Consider the following 18,387-nt stretch of genomic DNA (forward strand, 5'->3'; position numbering starts at 1 on the left):
GAATAGAGACTGGATATCGCCTAATATTAAGGTGTGTAGATCGTATAAGTTATGTCTGAAGACACAGACCCCACCCCTTGGGAGAAGTCATAATTATTACCATTAATGGAGGCCCCAATCAGGTTATAACGCGACTGAAACCCTATAGCCTGCTGCATTATAGAGCCCGTCGCCCGCGCTGTGCGGCGGCCACCGTCAAACACCTTTGTCGGACCAGCAGCAATATCGTCTAGCGTGAAACTGTTGTTTTGACCAATGACAACACCGCTGCCGCCCACGGCTGGGTCTTGGGCGCGTTGCCCCCAACGATTTGCTCCGCCGCCCCCTGCGACTTGGTAACGCAGGCGGTAACGAATATTGGAATAATCCATACCCGCAAAGTCACCCGTGGCGGCAAAATTACTCGCTTCCCCGTAAAGATCAAACGCAACATTGGAGGCTACATAAAAACGCGATGCCCGGCCACCGCCACCCAAAAGATCAACGTCAGTTGTATCATCAAGGCCAAAAGCTGAATAACTATCGTTAGCGTCCAGTGTTTGGTGGGGTGCGCTACTGGTGAAAGCCCCGCCAAAGGTCGCGTCATTGACTTGGAATTCCCAGCCAGAGCTGTCACCGCTTTGGATTGGGTTATAACGTCCCGTATTATAGTTGATGGTGCGGCCATCAGCGGCAATCAAATCATTACCCAATGTGCCAGACGCTAGATTATCGAGCAGATAAAAATCATAAACAATCGGCGCTTCGCCGCCGTTTTCTTCAAAATCATCCGCGCCGAAAACGATGACAAGCGCATTGGCGCGAAAAAACGGGCGGTCAACAACAGACGCTAGCGCGGCTTGCCCGCCAAGCATCAAAACCCCGATCGCCACTAGGGAGCACGAGGTCGTCACTTTCAACATGTCTAAGGTGCGTTTACCCGCACTTTTTTCTATCATTTGCGTCATTATCTTCCCAGTCCGATGGAAATACATAACGCAAAACAATGAACACTGCGCTGATGGACAGCCTTAACACCGCGTTAAATTTACGGCGGCGCGGCGCCAACGGGGTCGCCGTTTATCGCCAGAGCTACTCTGCGGCGTAATGTGTAGGCGAAGACACCTTGATGGGCTGCATTGTTTGCGGTTTAGCGCCCTTAGACGCCGCAGAACGCAAAGGCAGAACTGTTGCATCGGTCGTATTTGTGAGGGTCGCAGGGAGTGAATTCTCCACAGCCGCTGTTCCCAAAAGGCGGCGGTATCGTTTAAATCGAAAAAACCCTGTTTTTGGCCGCGTCAGCACTTTAGCAGAATAGAACATCACAGCATCAACTGGAAAGTCACAAGTGCCGATTGTTCCAAGGTGCAATTTGCGTTGCACATTGTGTTTTATCTGCCCTTTGTTTGACCGCTTGGACACTTCACACCAGGATAGCTTTATATCGCGCGCAACGGCGTTAGGGATAAGATTATAATTCTCATCCGTCATATGCACTGTCGCCTCTACAAAGCCGTCAGCTGTAATATTGATATCGATTGTTCCTAGTACTGCCATAATCATCACCCACTCTTTTATATCACTTTATGGCAGAAAGGCGGCGCACCTTCCGTGATGGACGTCACACTTGCCCGAAATACATCAAAGGCTGGTTATTCAGCCCATTCTACAGGCCCCAAACGCCCAAACGCACTTGTATTTTAAAGACTGCCGCTTACCTTGACCCTATGCCAACTGCTGCGAATACAAATACGCCGAAACACCCTGCAATATGGGTGCCACATCGCCCCGACCGTCCTGAAAAATCGGAAGGCGGTAAGACATTTCAGCTTGTGTCAGAATTTGAACCCAAAGGCGACCAGCCCAAAGCGATTAAAGCACTCTGCGACGGTCTGTCTGACTATGAACGCGACCAAGTCCTGCTGGGGGTTACGGGGTCTGGCAAAACCTTCACAATGGCAAAGATTATAGAGCAGACCCAGCGCCCTGCCCTGATCTTAGCGCCAAATAAGACGCTCGCCGCGCAGCTTTACGGGGAATTTAAAAACTTCTTTCCCAATAATGCCGTGGAATATTTCGTATCCTATTACGATTACTATCAACCCGAAGCTTATGTCCCGCGCACGGACACCTTTATTGAAAAAGATAGTAGCGTGAATGAACAAATTGACCGTATGCGCCACGCCGCGACACGGGCTATTTTGGAACGTGATGACGTGATTATCGTTGCGTCAGTCTCCTGTATTTACGGTATTGGATCGGTTGAAACCTATACAGAAATGACCATTGATGTCGCCGTGGAACAATCGCTCGACCCGCGTGAATTTATGGCGCAGCTCGTGGCTCTGCAATATGCGCGTAATGATTTGGCGTTTCAACGCGGGACATTTCGCGTGCGCGGCGACACGATAGAACTGTTCCCTGCCCACTATGACGATATGGCGTGGCGCATTGATTTCTTTGGCGATGACATTGACAGCATCGTCGAATTTGACCCGTTGACGGGGAAGACAGGGCGCAAGCTAGACCGCGTCCGCATCTATGCCAATAGCCACTACGTCACCCCGCGCCCGACTGTGCAGGCCGCGATGAAAGGCATCAAAGCCGAGCTTGCAACACGATTGGCCCAATTTGAGGCGGAAGGCAAATTACTGGAAGCGCAACGCCTGCAACAACGCACAGAATTTGATTTGGAAATGCTGGCCGCCCAAGGGTTCTGCACGGGTATCGAGAACTATTCGCGTTACCTCACCGGCCGCGCACCCGGCGAGCCGCCGCCCACCATGTTTGAATATCTGCCCGAAAATGCCCTTCTCTTTACCGATGAAAGCCATGTCTCTGTGCCGCAAATTGGCGGCATGAGCCGGGGCGATGCCAACCGCAAAGGCACATTGGCAGAGCATGGTTTCCGTCTGCCAAGTTGTATCGATAACCGCCCGCTGAAATTTGAAGAATGGGACGCTATGCGCCCGCAAACCGTGCATGTATCGGCCACTCCGGGCGATTGGGAAATGGAACGTACGGGCGGTGTGTTTGTCGAACAAGTCATTCGCCCTACGGGCCTGATTGACCCGCCCGTTGAAATTCGTCCCGTGGCCAAAGACGGCGCGTCACAAGTTGATGACGTCATTGATGAAGTGCAGCGCGTGGCCGCCAAAGGCTTCCGCTCGCTGATTACCACTTTGACCAAAAAAATGGCCGAAGATTTGACCGACTACATGCACGACCAAGGCATTCGCGTTCGCTATATGCATAGCGATATCGACACATTGGAGCGCATAGATATCATCCGCGATTTGCGCCTGGGTGTGTTTGATGTGCTTATCGGGATTAACTTGTTGCGCGAGGGGCTCGACATCCCTGAATGTGCCTTTGTCGGGATATTAGACGCGGATAAGGAAGGCTTCTTACGTTCTGAAACATCGCTTATCCAAACCATTGGCCGCGCCGCGCGCAATTCCGAGGCGCGCGTTGTGCTTTACGCTGATAAAATCACTGGCTCTATGGAACGCGCGATGAGCGAGACCGAACGCCGCCGTGAACGTCAAATCGCACATAATGAAAAACACGGCATCACGCCGACTACTGTGTTGCGCGGTGTTATCGATGTTGTCGGTGATAGCGAGGCGGGCGAAGAAGTGAAAGCCAATGCCAAGCGCTACACGAAATCTGGGCAATTGACCAAGCAAGCCCTGCGAGAGATGGGTAAAATCCGCGAAGCCGCAGAACCCGGCCAAGAAGGCTTTGCAGGCGCGAACCTCACCGCTGTTCTGGCGGATCTTGAAAAACAAATGTTTGTCGCGGCCGAAAACTTAGAGTTTGAAGAAGCCGCAAGGATTAGGGATGAAATTAAGCAGCTGACGGATGCTTAGTGTTTTGATTGCATATCGCCCGACCCTGTGTCGGGTATCCATGCAATAAGTTCGACATCAGCGCAAGCCTAAGACGTTGCTAAGATTACAATAGTAATTAATTAATTCGTCAGGGTTCTCAGCGCGACGTGATTCCTCTACCTCAACACTGTCTTGAATTGGCGCTTCAGATAGAGAAATATTTTCAAAAACATCAACATAATCAATATCATAATGCTCACACATCATGTGATTATCGGCTGCGAAATTGGCGTCAATGACCTTTGCAAGAGCCGCTAGGAAGTCAGCGTTGAAACTAACCACAGTCCCCATCCGCTGTGACAATTCGGTCAAAATATCATTGCCCTCATGTGGGCCCATGACGATATGACCTGCGCGAATGGCCTCTGTCGCCGCGTCAACAAGATGAGGATGAAAGCGCGTATTGGCGCGGATTTCAATCAAATCAGGCTTTAGGGTCAGCCCTGCTTTTTCGCAAAAATCCTGCCAGAGTGATCCGTCTTTTCCTGGCAATCCACCGACAAGAGGTTTGATGTTGCATGATTTTTCAATGGCCTGATAACCACCCCAGAGGTCAAGAAGATTATATCCAGAGAGTTGCCGCGCGCTGTGATAACCGTCTAAAATCGAGGCGATATATTGACGTTCCAACCCTGTGAATAAATCAGGGTTGAGGCCGTGGCTTTGCAACACGGCCTCTAATTCAAACACCCTATCGGGCGCGCGGAACAGCCATTGACTATAGCTGGACCGTAGTAGCGCCGATTGCGGACGGACATAACCGATGATGCGTATATCTTCAAAAATGCGTCTTGCCCGTTCCGTGATAATCCCCATGGCGCGCGGGGTTTGAAACAGAAATTCGTGCGACAGTATCGCGACATCACCGCCTGCTTTGGCAGTATTAAGCAATATATCCAGCCGTTTTATTCTCGCATTATCCGCCTGGGCACTACCCGCCTCACCCGTTTCCAAATCCGTGAAATCAGACGGCGCAAGATGGCAAAAAAAAGTCCGCTCTACACAAGGTCCACCTTGGGACGCATTGTGCTGAGCGAACAGATTTTGAATAGAGGTCGAGCCGCATTTCCCTGGTCCAATATGGAGGATAAGGCGGCTCATGGCCTGTTATTAGCTGATCGTTGCTTTGACGATTTTACCGGGGTAACGGGGTGGCTCGCCTTTTGGGATGGCGTCTACCGTGTCCATACCGCTCTCGACCACGCCCCACACTGTATATTGCTTATCCAGGAATGTCGCGTCATCAAGGCAGATGAAAAACTGGCTGCTTGCGGAATTTGGGTTCTGGCTACGCGCCATAGAACACACACCGCGCACATGCGGCTCGCTTGAGAACTCAGCCGGGATTTTTGTATCAGCACCACCCATGCCTGTCCCGTCAGGACAGCCACCTTGGGCCATAAAGCCGTCGATTACGCGGTGAAATGTTAGTCCGTCATAAAATCCTTCGCCGACAAGACGAGAGATTTGTTTGACATGGGACGGCGCAAGATCTGGGCGAAGTTTGATAACAACATCCGCAGGCTCGCCGCTATTGGTATCAATGGTCAAAGTCAGTGTATCAGCCATGAATGGCTCCTTTTTGATTTAAAAATGAGAGTGTATTTAGAGTGTGCGGGTAGGCACAGCGATGTCGCAAATTTCAGGATATTTCCCGTCAGCTTTTTTCTGCGTCGCCATGAATTGATCAAAAGCTGCGCTATCGACTTTCATGACTTGTACAGTCGGGCGCTCACCTTCGGGCAGGTCAGCCGCAATACGGACAGTTTTCATCGCGTCAGGCACGAAGCCGCCCTCGCCCGCATTGCCGACTTTAATCTTCGTCAGCAGATTACGGCCCATGACAGTATTGCCCCAGATGGAATATTGCGTGTCCAAATGAGACGCCGTATCACGCATGAGGAAGAACTGGCTGTTACCGCTATTAGGGTTTTGCGAGCGCGCCATGGATGTCACACCTTTGCAGTGAATAGCAAAAGCATCGACTTTACCGTCTTTGGTCAAAATCGCTTGGCTAGCGGGTTGGCTCGCCACAGGCAGACCTTTGTAAAAGCCTACGCCGACTTCGCCTTTGGACGGGCTGCGTGGGTCAACGGGTTGCGCGCCAATCAGCTCAATTGGCATGGACGGCGAGCGGCGGAAGGTAAATTCACCCTCAATATCCGGCAAATCGCTATCGCCCGTACCGTCACCCTTAGGATCACCTGTCTGGTTCATGAACCCTTCAATCACGCGGTGAAAGGTGATGAAATCATAGAAGTTTTGACGCGTCAGCGTTTTAATCTGCTCAACATGTTTGGGAGCAATTTCAGGAAAAAGCTCGACGCCAATCATCCCGTATTCGGTGTCAATCAACATTAGGTTTTCAGGGTCAACAGTCCGCCACGCACTATCAGGCGCAGAGACATCAGCCGTCGTTGTCACAGACGCGGTCGGCGCCACAGTTGCACTATCTTGCGGGGCCTCTGCTGCGCAGGCTGAAACAGAAAACGCCAAGGCGGCACAGGTCGAGAGAAGAAAACGAGACATCATGAGTATTTATCCTTTAGGCGGTGCTCAACCTCGGGCGTTACAAACTGTCCGACATCACCGCCAAGGCGGGCGATTTCTTTCACAAGGCGGGACGCAATGGTTTGGTATTGCGGGTCAGCCATTAGGAACACAGTTTCAATATCCGGGTTAAGACGGTCATTCATTCCGGCCATTTGGAATTCATATTCGAAATCCGAAACAGCCCTTAAGCCGCGCACAATAGTGGTTGCGCCGACACTTTCAACAAAATGTATCAGTAGACCTTCAAACGGCAGCACCTCGACCTCGATAAGCTCGCGCAGCGGGGCGACAGCGTTTTCGACCATCTCAACACGTTCATCCAAGGCGAAAAGCGGGTTCTTGCCCCGATTGATGGCAACGGCAACGACCAGCTTGTCACAGAGATTGCTGGCCCGTTTGATAATATCCAAATGCCCCAATGTCATGGGGTCAAATGTGCCTGGATAAAGCGCGGTCCGTTTTTGAGGGGAATGGTCTGTCATGCTTTGCTTATAACGGCGCGCCCGCGCATTTCTAGCAAAAAAAATGGCAGGGCGTGAGCCCTGCCATACGACGGTTGAGGGGCACTACAACCATTCGTTCTAAAAGCCCTCGAAACGGGCCTGTAATTTACCAGACACAGCGTCGCCGCCTTTGGCAATGGACGCCCCGAAAGCCCAATTATCATTGCCACGTATGGCAAGCGTCGCGCCGACACCGACTTCATCACCGTAAAAACCGACACCGCCAGCCGCTGACCATTTGGCATTGGGCGACAGATACATATCAGGTAGCGCCGCGACAGAGGCTAAGCCGCCTTCAAGATCCGTAATCGCCTCTTGGTTATCCGCGATTAGTCCAAAGTTCCGGTCAATCAAACCCCGGTTTTCCGAAATTGCATTGGTGTTGGATAAGATGGCGCCCGCATTGGCGAGGCCGCGAGAACTGTTCATCGCTATAGCATTGTCTTGTGCGCTATTACGTTGCTGCTCGGCCGCAATATTATCCTCATTCGCCGCCACGCGGTCAGTGACATCTGTAATATCAGTTGTGATAGAAGCAATCGCATCGGTATTCGTCGCAATAGCGTCCGTATTTGTCGCAATATCAGACGTGTTAGTCGCTATGGCGGCTGTATTGGTGGCAATTGCGGCTGTGTTCCCGGCTATGGCACCCGTGTTCGTTGCAATAGCGCCTGTGTTGGTCGTAATCGCAGCGGTGTTACCTGTAATGGCGGCCGTATTGGTGCCAATCGCGGTGGTATTACCACCAATCGCCGTTGTATTGGCACCAATGGCTGTCGTATTGCCGCCAATCGCGGTGGTGTTATTCCCGATCAAGGTCGCGTTATTGCTGATCGTATTACCTTGTGCCCCGACAAGCGTTTGCAACGCGCCAATCGCGGCCAGATTACTATTAATGAGCGCCGTATTACCACCCCCCATCGACGTCAGCGTTTGCACTTGGGTGGCAAGTTGGAACATCTGGTGCCCGTTTACGGCATTATCAGACCCTGCAAATATCCCGCCGTCTGCAACCCCGGTCAGCAGGCGGTTACCGATTCCCATCTCACCGCCTGTTGCATCGACGCCTTCGGTTAGGGTTATGCCGCCAATTATAATCCCGTTATAGGCTGCCTGTGCGGCCCCCACATCCAGCGTTGCGACAGATCCAAACCCAATCGCGACGCCGTTATCGGCCAAGACTGTGTTGGACCCGCCAATCGCAACTGAATTGGTCGCGGTCACCACGTTACTCGCCCCCATAGAGATATTGAAATCTCCTGTAATAGCAGAAGCTTGGCCAAAAAAGCCGCCAGCAGCAAAATTACCAAGACCTGTGATATTCTGTGCTGTGCCGACAATATGATTATTGCCGGATGTTTGGCCGTTAATACTATTGAAAAATCCCGTGACCGTAGACAAGCTGCCATCAACAGAGTTTTCGCCGCCCATAACAAAAACACCAGTTTGTTCGTCATTGATGACACCACCGCCCAGAGTATTATTATTGCCGATGACAGCAGAATTCAGGACGAAATCACCCACTGTGTTGTCATCACCCATCACAGTCGAATCGACCAAAGTGATCCCAATTATGTTTCTAGCACCAGACACAAATGAACTGCTCAAATCGTCCCCAATGACATGGCCCGTGCCGATGATTGCGCTATGTTCGACATTATTGCCGATTGTATTGCTCTCACCTGACACAAGATTATATCGAGCGTTATCAAAGAAGACGTTATTTTCACCAGAAACCGCATTGTTACGATTGCTCGCGCCAAATTGATTGCCCGTACCAGACACTGCATTACGACCATTACCAAAGCCAAAAATATGACTCGCGCCTGAAATAACGCTGCCGCCATTACTATCGCCAATCTGGTGGCCAGACCCGCCGACCAACATTCCAAAGTTACCAAAACCTAAGGAAATTGACTGCCCACTAATCAGGCTGTTGGATGTAAAGTCACCAATTGTACTGGCTTGCCCAACAAGTAGATTACTGTCGGTGTTTACCCCGATTGTATTGCCTATGCCGGTAATAATGCTGTTGCGCGTATTATTGCCCATGACGTTGCCGACGCCATTGACATAATTGCGAAACCCGCCCGCACCGAGTGTGTTCTGTAGGCCGTTGATAACATTGCTATCCGAATTTGTCCCGATACAAAGCTGGCTACCGCCCACGACATTGCCGTTGCGACCGTCCCCGTCAAATTGTTGAATAGACCCCGTCGTGCAACTCGGCTCTAGCGTGCCGTCATAGGCCGCGACATCATTGTCCTGTGCGAAGGCTTGCCCCGCGCTGATCGCTAAGAAGCTCACGCTGGAGAGTGAAAGAAGAAATGATTTAGAAAATGTCATGATTTACGCCCAATCCTGTAAGTGTGTTACAAGACAGGTAAATCACGGTTTGAAAAAACCCCGCGTGACGGTCATCACGCGAGGTTATAATTTTGGAATTAAATCAAGATTATTCCGAAGTGGGTTCTGTTGGGGTGGCCTCTTCGCCGCCCTCTTCTTCGTCATCATCGCCCGCATCTTCGATACGGCCAATAGAGACGACTTTTTCGTCTTCTTTCGTCCGTAGCACCCAGACACCTTTGGCCGAACGCTGACTGATAGAGATATTGCGCACAGGCGTACGGATAAGCTGACCACCATCGGTGACGAGCATAATTTGATCATCGTCCTCAACGGTAAAGCTGCGCACGAGTTTGGCGGGCGGAGCCTTCTTACCGCGGTCAAGGATTTGCGCGACCATACCTTTGCCACCGCGTCCTTTACAGGAATAACGGAATGACGATGTGCGCTTACCAAGGCCATCATCAGCAATCGTCAGCACAAATTGCTCATTGGCAGACAGATAAGCGTAACGCTCGTCGGACAGAATTGTATCTGTATCCTCATCAGGTGTTTCTGACACGACATCATCGCCTAGCGCGCGACGTTCCGCGCCTGAGCGTTTTAAGAACGCCATACGCTCATCCTGGGTCAAGTCCACATGGCGCAAGATAGTCATGGAGATAACCTCGTCGCCACCCTCTTTGCCGAAGTCAGCCAAGCGAATACCACGCACACCTGTCGAGGCACGCGAGTTAAAGCGCCGCGCATCTGTGACTTTAAAGCGGATGGATTTACCTAATGCTGTGGTCAGTAGGACATCATCATCCTCAGAACACACACGGACATCGACAATACCGTCGCCTTCATCAGGCTTCATGGCAATTTTACCATTACGATTGACGCGGGTGAAATCGGCCAAGCTGTTACGGCGCACGCCACCACTGCGGGACGCAAACATAATATCCATATCCGCCCAGCTCTCTTCATCTTCTGGCAAGGCCATAATCGAATTAATCGTCTCCCCTTGTGAAAGCGGGAGCAGGTTCACCAGCGCTTTGCCGCGCGTGGCAGGCCCGCCGAGCGGCAACTTCCAGACTTTAAGCTTATAAGCCATACCGTCGGAGCTAAAAAACAGCACGGGCGTATGGGTCGTGGCGACAAAGACCGTTGTGACGTAATCTTCATCCTTCATCGACATGCCAGAGCGGCCTTTACCGCCGCGTCGCTGCGCGCGGTAGGTATCAAGGGGCGTGCGTTTAACGTAGCCCGCCGCTGTCACTGTGACGACCATGTCCTCCACCGCGATGAGGTCTTCGTCATCAAAATCCATACCGCCTTCGGTAAAGATAGAGCGGCGCGGCGTGGCAAACTTATCGCGCACATCGGTGAGTTCATCTTGGATAATCGCTGTCACCCGTTCCCGAGAGCGCAGAATATCCAAAAGATCAGTAATCAGTGCGGCCAGCTTTTCGGCTTCCTCGGTAATTTCGTCCATACCAAGCGCGGTGAGTTTTAACAGGCGCAGTTCCAAAATCGCGCGGGCTTGTTCTTCGGTCAGTTGTATCGTGCCGTCATCCAGCAATTTGGAACGCGGATCTGCGATCAGCTTAATCAGGGCGCCCATATCTTTGGCAGGCCATGTCCGCGCGGTTAAATTATTGCGCGCGTCTTTGGGATTAGCAGAGCCGCGAATGATTTTGATAATCTCGTCAATATTGGCCACAGCGGTCGCCAGACCCACTAGGATATGCGCGCGGTCACGCGCTTTCGCGAGATCAAATTTAGAGCGCCGCGCAATAACGTCTTCGCGAAAGGCGAGGAACGCTTCTAGCATTTGACGCACATTCATCTGCTCTGGACGGCCACCATTAAGCGCCAGCATATTGGAGCTAAAGTTGGTTTGCAGTGCGGAGAAGCGGAATAATTGGTTCAGCACAACATCGGCGACGGCGTCACGCTTAAGCTCAACGACGATGCGCATACCCGTGCGATCACTTTCGTCGCGAATGGCGGAAATACCCTCAATACGCTTTTCATTCACAAGGCCCGCGATTTTAGCAATCAGCATGGCTTTGTTGACCTGATAGGGCAGTTCAGTCACGATAATCGCAAAGCGGTCTTTGCGGATTTCCTCGACCTCTGTCAGGGCCCGCATGATAATAGAGCCCTTACCCGTCAGCACAGATGATTTAGAACCAGACCGTCCCATAATCAGCGCGCCTGTCGGGAAATCAGGCCCGGGGACAATCTCTAGGATCTCGTCATCGGTCAGATTACCGTTTTCCAGCAACGCCAGCGCGCAATCAATCACTTCACCCAGATTATGCGGCGGAATATTGGTCGCCATACCCACGGCGATACCCCCTGCCCCATTAACAAGGATATTGGGAAAGCGTGACGGCAGGACAACAGGTTCGCTTTCAGAGCTATCGTAATTGTCTTGGAAGTTGACCGTATTTTTCTCAATGTCAGCCAGCAAGCTCGCGGCGGGCTTGTCCATGCGCACTTCGGTATAACGCATCGCAGCAGGCGGATCGCCGTCCACAGACCCAAAGTTGCCCTGACCATCCAAAAGCGGCAAACGCATAGAGAAATCTTGCGCCATACGCACCAGCGCGTCGTAAACGGCACTATCACCATGAGGGTGATATTTACCAATAACGTCACCCACAACACGGGCGGATTTCTTATAGGCTTTTTCACGGGTAAAGCCGTTCTCATGCATAGAATAAAGGATACGGCGGTGAACCGGTTTTAGGCCGTCACGCACATCGGGAATAGCGCGGCTAACGATAACAGACATGGCATAATCGAGATAGCTGCGGCGCATCTCGTCTTCGATCGTGATCGCCTCAATACCGTCAGGCAGAGGACCAGACCCACCATCAGAGCCGTCACCAGACTGCCCATCACCACCCTCATTTGGTGGCAGATTTTCGTCGTCTTCAGGGATATCGTTATCAATGCTCAAAGCGTGGTTTCCCTATTCCCTCGGGCGGGCTCGAATCGCGCCGCTCTAAAGGATAATAAGTAGCATTTTGATAGGCTTTAGGCAAATTTTCGGCGGGTTTAAATCGAACTCGAATTAGGCCGTTTTCGGGCCAATTCGCTTAGTTAATACGCGTGCGGAACCGAATACTAAAATTGGACAATCCCGCCATCGTGCCGCCTGGCCTGACCCGTACGTAACGCACGGCAGGGTCATAACCTGCTGCGGGTGAATACCCGTAAACAGGTGGCCCAACAGTCGTATCTGAATACTCAACTTCGCCCGCACCCGTGCAACATGATAGCCCGCTACCCCCGTCAATAAAGGCAATAGGGCCTGTTACCGGCGCGCTGCTTGGGTCATATTCGCCGTTATAAAAAGTCACGTCATCGGGCAGTCTATCGACGAGGTCAATCGTATCAGCATCGACCGTTCCCGCGCCGCTATTGGTCACCGCAATTGTATAAGACGCGTCTTCACCCGGCAAAGAATATGTGCCGCTCGCGCTGCTAAACATCGTCACCGTTTTGACAGCGTCTAAGCTGGGGTTTGGCAGACGGCAAAACGGCAGAGCCGCGTCGGACGGGGCGCTTTCATTAGGCTGTCCCTCTGCGCCCTCTGTCGCGCCGTTTGGAATAAACTCAGTCATAGATGTGGCCGTAGTTGTGCCATTAACGCCCCCGTTAACCCGGGTGGTCGGAAATCCGTTCTCGACCGCAATAACCCCGCCGCCGCCGCCGCCAGGGCCTTCGTTTTCATTGTTTGTAATCAGTTGACGTCCACCGCGCCCGTCCGTCAGAACCGTTGGCCCCGCCGCCGCCGCCCGCATTTTGAGCGTTTCCGCCGCCGCCGCCATTGGCGGGTGCGCCGCGTTGATACCGTCCGCCGGGATAATCATTTTGAAACCCAGCTATGCTTTCGCCTTTTTCTGCCCCGTCGGCTGCGTTGGTGCTGACATAGGTCGCTGTACCTGTAAAAACTTGGACCGTTGGTTTGATTATCAACTTCGCCGCCGCGAAAGCCGCGCGCGCTAACATTAATATCACCCGACAGTGTGAAGCCGTCGCGCACATGTAGCGCCACAACACTGCCTAAACTGCCGTCCCACGCAGGCGCACGCACATTAGCCCCGCTATTAATCGTCAGCGTGGTGTATTGCGGCTCACGAATAACCTGAATGTCACCGCCCCCATAGCTATAGGTCAGGCCAGCACATGTACCCAAATAAGTCTCGAAATTGATAGTATTGCCAGAGATGCTGGCCACAGTTTGAAATTCATAACGCCCAGCATTGCTGATATTGGTAATGGTGCCGTAGCTGGCGTTATTTGCGCCGCTGATCGTTGCGCCATTGGCTTGGTAAATCAAAACCAAATCCCCTGCTGTCAGCGATGGCAGGTCACCCGGCCGATTGGTCACATTAACAGAGGACGACCCGGCAGGCGCAGAGCCAGAGAGGATTGCATATTCATTGAGCACCGTGTTCGAACTAGAAACCACCATTGCCCCGTCTTTACCCGGCGTTTCAGCATAAGAAAGTGTCGGAAAAGCCATGATAGCCGATGCTGCGACAAGACCCGTCGCCATAGCGCGCTTCGCATTCGCGCCAATCATCCCAAAATACCCATCCATATTGCCTCATAAATCGGGCGAATAAATAAAGCGTTTACGGCCAGTTATAGGGTTTTAGGAAATTGTGAGAACACTATACCATCAGTCTGCGTATATGTGGTATAGATTGCAGCAAACGTGCAAACACATCTGGAGGATTTATGCCGCGACTCACCCCTTTCCCTGCCGCTTTGGCCACCCTAGCGCTTTTGACCCTTGGTGCCTGTAACGATGATAACGCTAATCGCCTCGATAGAATATCGAATGATATATCAACGAATACAGGTGAGGTTATTGGCACGGTTACGCTCACCAGCCTTGGTACGGACGGCGTGCAAGTTGATGTTATTGTTAATGATATTTTGTCAGGCACGCACGCTATGCATTTTCACGAGTTTGGTAAATGTGAAGCGCCTGACTTCAAATCATCCGGCGGGCATTTTAATCCAGACGGCAAAGCCCACGGCATGAATATGCCAGACGGCCCCCATGCCGGTGACATGATGAATGTCGAAGCCGACGCGGCAGGCAATGGTATCTTTTCAGTGATTAACGACCGCGTTTCCCTTCGCGGTGATTATGACCTACCGGCCTTGCTTGATGCTGACGGTACAGCGCTTATCCTGCATGAACGGGCAGATGATTACGAAACCCAACCCACAGGGGCCGCAGGCGCACGTATTGGCTGCGCGGTTATTGGCGGTTAATTTGCACCGCAAGCAATCATAAAAAGCCCGACCATTCGGCCGGGCTTTATTGTTGGAATTAAGACGTTCCTAGAACGGGATTTCATCATCAAGGTCAAAGTTATCCGCTGGGCCTTCCATGGCAGAGGCTGACCGTGATCCCCCGCCTTGATCATTGCCGTAATTGCCTTGGCCGCCGCCGCCGCCATAACCGCCGCCTTGGTTGCCGTAATCACCGCCACCGCCGCCGCCACCTTGACTGTTGCGGCTATCAAGCAGCGTCAAATTACCGTTATAGCCCTGCAACACCACCTCGGTCGTGTAACGATCATTGCCGTCACGGTCTTGCCACTTACGCGTTTTCAATGCGCCTTCGATATAGACCTTTGTACCTTTTTTAACGTAGCGCTCGACGATACCGACAAGGCCTTCGTTGAAAATCGCGATATTGTGCCAATCGGTTTTCTCTTTGCGTTCGCCCGTCTGCTTATCTTTCCACGACTCTGATGTTGCGATAGAAAAATTGCAAACCTTGCCGCCATTACCAAAGGTGCGAACCTCTGGATCTTTACCGACATTGCCGATTAAAATTACTTTATTGACTGAACCCGCCATATCATCACCTATCACTTGACTTGTTTACGCATTATGTTCACATAATGTTCTGTTTTTCAAGCCTGTTTATACACCTCTGAATCAGGCCTTTGCATTGTTTTGTCTTATGGGGCGTCCTAAGTCTACGCTCACGCGTATCTTGTCCACAACCTTTACCGCTTAACTTTATCACCTTTTTGGAAATTTCATGGCCTCTTCTTCTTTGACACATATCCGCGTTCGCGGGGCAAGAGAACACAATTTACAGAGCGTCAATGTTGACCTGCCGCGTGACAAATTGATTGTGATTACGGGCCTATCAGGGTCGGGTAAATCATCGCTGGCTTTTGATACAATCTATGCCGAAGGGCAGCGCCGTTATGTCGAGAGCTTATCGGCCTATGCGCGCCAGTTCCTAGAGCTTCAATCAAAGCCCGATGTCGATAGCATCGAAGGCCTCTCGCCCGCCATTTCCATTGAACAAAAGACAACGTCCAAAAATCCGCGCTCAACCGTTGGCACAGTCACAGAGATTTACGACTATATGCGCCTGTTATGGGCGCGGGTTGGTATTCCCTACTCCCCCGCCACAGGCCTGCCGATTGAAAGCCAGACCGTATCGCAAATGGTCGATATCGTCATGGGTATGGAGGACGGTACAAAGCTTTATATCCTCGCCCCCGTTGTGCGCGGCCGTAAAGGTGAGTTTAAAAAAGATTTTGCCGATTATATGAAACAGGGCTTCCAGCGTGCCAAGATAAATGGCGAGATTGTCCGTATCGAAGACGCACCCGATCTGGATAAAAAGTTCAAACATGACATTGATGTGGTCGTTGACCGTGTGGTGGTGCGAGAAGGCCTAGAAACCCGCCTGGCCGATAGCCTAGAGACCGCACTGCGGTTGTCTGATGGTTTGGCCGTGGCCGAAGTCGCAGAAGATGACGGCGCGCGGACGTTGTTTTCTGAAAAATTTGCCTGTCCAGAGTCAGGCTTTACTTTATCCGAGATTGAACCGCGGTTATTCTCGTTTAACAACCCCCACGGGGCTTGCCCGTCTTGTGATGGTTTGGGCAAAGAGCTTAAATTTGACCCGGATATGGTGGTGCCTGATACGTCCAAAGCCTTGGGCGCGGGCGCGATTGCGCCGTGGTCAAAAAACCCCAGCAGTCTTTATATGCAAACGTTAAAAGCGCTGGCCAAGCATTTCGGATTTAAGGTGGATACACCGTGGGAAGACTTGGCCGATGGGGCGCGCGATGTCGTGCTTTACGGCACCAACGGCGCGAAGATTAAATTTGTCTATGAAGACGACGGCCGCCGTTATGAGACCACAAAGCCCTTTGAAGGTGTGATTCCGAACCTAGAGCGCCGTTACCGCGAAACAGACAGCACATGGATGCGAGAAGAATTGGCGAAATATATGTCGGACGCGCAGTGCAGTGTCTGTGACGGCAAGCGCCTGAAACCCGAAGCGCTCTGCGTCAAGGTCGCTATGATGGACATTACAGAGACAGGCGATATGTCCATCCGCAATGCCTTGGAAACATTCGAAAAGCTGCCAAAAAAGCTCACAGATAAGCAAATGGAGATTGCGGAGCGTATCCTCAAAGAAATCCGTGACCGCCTACAATTCCTCAATGCGGTTGGGCTAGATTACCTGACGCTGGGGCGCGGCTCTGGTTCGCTCTCGGGTGGGGAGAGCCAGCGCATTCGGCTGGCGTCCCAAATTGGCTCTGGCCTGACAGGGGTGCTTTATGTGCTGGATGAACCGTCCATTGGTTTGCACCAGCGCGATAATGCGCGGCTACTAGAGACGCTGCAAAATCTTCGCGACCTCGGCAATACTGTTGTCGTCGTGGAACATGATGAGGACGCCATTCTGACGGCAGATTATGTCGTGGATATGGGCCCGCTAGCGGGGGTGAACGGCGGGCAAGTTATCGCGGCGGGTACACCCGATAAAATCAAAAAAACCAAAAAATCTCTCACGGGTGAATACCTTACGGGCAAGCGCGAAATTTCCATTCCAGACACACGCCGCAAACCTAATCCCGATAAGCGTATCCGCATTGAAGGCGCACGGGGCAATAACCTTAAAAACGTCACAGCGGAATTTCCGCTGGGGCTGATGACCTGTGTGTCTGGCGTGTCGGGCGGCGGGAAATCGACCCTAACGATTGAAACGCTTTACCGGGCGGCGGCGCGTAAACTAAACAATTCAGGCACGCCTGCCCTGCCCCATGACAAGGCGACAGGGTTTGAGCATTTAGATAAAGTCATCGATATCAACCAAAGCCCGATTGGACGCACACCGCGCTCTAATCCTGCGACTTACACGGGCGCCTTTACGCCCATTCGTGATTGGTTTGCAGGCCTGCCCGAGGCCAAAACGCGCGGTTATAAATCAGGACGATTTTCGTTTAACGTCAAAGGCGGGCGCTGCGAAGCATGCCAAGGCGGCGGCGTCATCAAAATTGAAATGCACTTCCTGCCCGATGTTTATGTCACCTGTGATGTTTGCAAAGGCAAACGCTATAACCGCGAGACTTTGGAAATTCGGTTTAAAGGCAAATCCATCGCCGATGTGCTGGCCATGACCATTGATGAGGCCGCAGATTTCTTCAAAGCCGTGCCGTCCATTCGCGATAAAATGGTGACATTGCAACGCGTGGGTCTGGGCTATCTTCATGTGGGGCAACAGGCCACGACCCTATCGGGCGGCGAAGCGCAACGCGTGAAGCTGGCCAAAGAGCTGTCCAAACGCGCGACAGGCCGCACGCTTTATATTCTAGACGAGCCGACCACAGGCTTGCATTTTCATGACGTCGCCAAATTGCTGGACGTGTTGCAAGAGTTGGTCTCGACAGGCAATACGATGATTATTATCGAGCATAATTTGGACGTGGTGAAAACGGCAGATTGGATTATCGACATCGGCCCAGAGGGCGGAGACGGCGGCGGCGAGATTGTGGCTGTCGGCACACCCGAAGACGTCGCCAAAGTCAAAGCCAGCTGGACTGGAAAATATCTCGGCCCGATGCTGGAGCGCGACGCTGCCCGCAAAAAAACGGCCAGTAAACCAAAGCCAAAGGCCAAGAAACGCGCCTAAGTCCCTGACTTAATATAGTTTAATGATTGATATCATTGATTAGGGGCCATGATTTAGCCATACCATAGCGCAATAGTGCGGACACTGGGCTAAAAGCGTCAGGCGAAAACACAAAAGCTGGGGCGGCATCAATTTCACACCT

The 18,387-nt window shown here is 52.0% G+C and carries 14 protein-coding genes; 3 read left to right on the forward strand and 11 right to left on the reverse strand.

Annotated features, from left to right (window positions below; all coding sequences use genetic code 11):
- Positions 1 to 26: 26 nt before the first annotated feature.
- Together AB6B37_RS09180 and AB6B37_RS09185 are read right to left on the reverse strand one after the other, a co-directional pair.
- The gene (locus tag AB6B37_RS09180; protein WP_371395473.1) at positions 27 to 947 is read right to left on the reverse strand and encodes a hypothetical protein; all 921 of its coding nucleotides are present in this window, start codon (positions 945 to 947) and stop codon (positions 27 to 29) included.
- 124 nt (positions 948 to 1,071) lie between these two features.
- The gene (locus tag AB6B37_RS09185; RefSeq protein WP_371395474.1) at positions 1,072 to 1,536 is read right to left on the reverse strand and encodes a hypothetical protein; all 465 of its coding nucleotides are present in this window, start codon (positions 1,534 to 1,536) and stop codon (positions 1,072 to 1,074) included.
- A 170-nt stretch (positions 1,537 to 1,706) separates the two neighbouring features.
- On the opposite strand from AB6B37_RS09185, the gene uvrB reads away from it, so the two are divergent.
- On the forward strand, positions 1,707 to 3,851 hold the full coding sequence (uvrB, locus tag AB6B37_RS09190) for an excinuclease ABC subunit UvrB (protein ID WP_371395475.1): 2,145 nt from the start codon (positions 1,707 to 1,709) through the stop codon (positions 3,849 to 3,851).
- Between the two features lie 57 nt (positions 3,852 to 3,908).
- On the opposite strand, the gene AB6B37_RS09195 is transcribed toward uvrB, so the two are convergent.
- From AB6B37_RS09195 to AB6B37_RS09230, 8 genes are all read right to left on the reverse strand, one after another.
- Entirely contained in the window at positions 3,909 to 4,973 is a 1,065-nt protein-coding gene (locus AB6B37_RS09195) for a hypothetical protein (protein ID WP_371395476.1), read from the reverse strand.
- A 9-nt stretch (positions 4,974 to 4,982) separates the two neighbouring features.
- On the reverse strand, positions 4,983 to 5,441 hold the full coding sequence (locus AB6B37_RS09200; RefSeq protein ID WP_371395477.1) for a peptidylprolyl isomerase: 459 nt from the start codon (positions 5,439 to 5,441) through the stop codon (positions 4,983 to 4,985).
- Positions 5,442 to 5,477: 36 nt separating this feature from the next.
- Complete coding sequence (locus tag AB6B37_RS09205; protein WP_371395478.1) at positions 5,478 to 6,404, reverse strand: peptidylprolyl isomerase; 927 nt, start codon at positions 6,402 to 6,404, stop codon at positions 5,478 to 5,480.
- Positions 6,401 to 6,907: a pantetheine-phosphate adenylyltransferase gene (gene coaD, locus AB6B37_RS09210; RefSeq protein ID WP_371395479.1), complete on the reverse strand. Its 507-nt coding sequence runs from the start codon at positions 6,905 to 6,907 to the stop codon at positions 6,401 to 6,403. The genes AB6B37_RS09205 and coaD overlap by 4 nt, the downstream gene beginning before the upstream one ends.
- Before the next feature lie 99 nt (positions 6,908 to 7,006).
- Positions 7,007 to 9,274: a beta strand repeat-containing protein gene (locus AB6B37_RS09215; protein WP_371395480.1), complete on the reverse strand. Its 2,268-nt coding sequence runs from the start codon at positions 9,272 to 9,274 to the stop codon at positions 7,007 to 7,009.
- 109 nt (positions 9,275 to 9,383) lie between these two features.
- Entirely contained in the window at positions 9,384 to 12,227 is a 2,844-nt protein-coding gene (gene gyrA, locus AB6B37_RS09220; RefSeq protein ID WP_371395481.1) for a DNA gyrase subunit A, read from the reverse strand.
- A 139-nt stretch (positions 12,228 to 12,366) separates the two neighbouring features.
- Positions 12,367 to 13,143, reverse strand: coding sequence for a hypothetical protein (locus AB6B37_RS09225; protein ID WP_371395482.1), 777 nt, complete (start codon positions 13,141 to 13,143; stop codon positions 12,367 to 12,369).
- The gene (locus AB6B37_RS09230) at positions 13,140 to 13,877 is read right to left on the reverse strand and encodes a hypothetical protein (RefSeq protein WP_371395483.1); all 738 of its coding nucleotides are present in this window, start codon (positions 13,875 to 13,877) and stop codon (positions 13,140 to 13,142) included. Before AB6B37_RS09230 ends, AB6B37_RS09225 begins: the two co-directional genes overlap by 4 nt.
- Positions 13,878 to 14,017: 140 nt before the next feature.
- Here AB6B37_RS09230 and AB6B37_RS09235 point away from each other — a divergent pair, with 140 nt between their 5' ends.
- On the forward strand, positions 14,018 to 14,563 hold the full coding sequence (locus tag AB6B37_RS09235) for a superoxide dismutase family protein (protein ID WP_371395484.1): 546 nt from the start codon (positions 14,018 to 14,020) through the stop codon (positions 14,561 to 14,563).
- A 69-nt stretch (positions 14,564 to 14,632) separates the two neighbouring features.
- Here AB6B37_RS09235 and ssb read toward each other — a convergent pair whose 3' ends face one another.
- Positions 14,633 to 15,157 carry a single-stranded DNA-binding protein gene (ssb, locus tag AB6B37_RS09240; protein WP_371395485.1) on the reverse strand — a complete coding sequence of 175 codons (525 nt, stop codon included), beginning with the start codon at positions 15,155 to 15,157 and terminating at the stop codon, positions 14,633 to 14,635.
- Positions 15,158 to 15,344: 187 nt separating this feature from the next.
- On the opposite strand from ssb, the gene uvrA reads away from it, so the two are divergent.
- Positions 15,345 to 18,245, forward strand: coding sequence for an excinuclease ABC subunit UvrA (gene uvrA / locus AB6B37_RS09245; protein ID WP_371395486.1), 2,901 nt, complete (start codon positions 15,345 to 15,347; stop codon positions 18,243 to 18,245).
- Positions 18,246 to 18,387 lie beyond the last annotated feature (142 nt).

This window comes from Fretibacter rubidus (genome assembly GCF_041429785.1).
GTDB lineage: Bacteria > Pseudomonadota > Alphaproteobacteria > Caulobacterales > Maricaulaceae > Fretibacter > Fretibacter rubidus.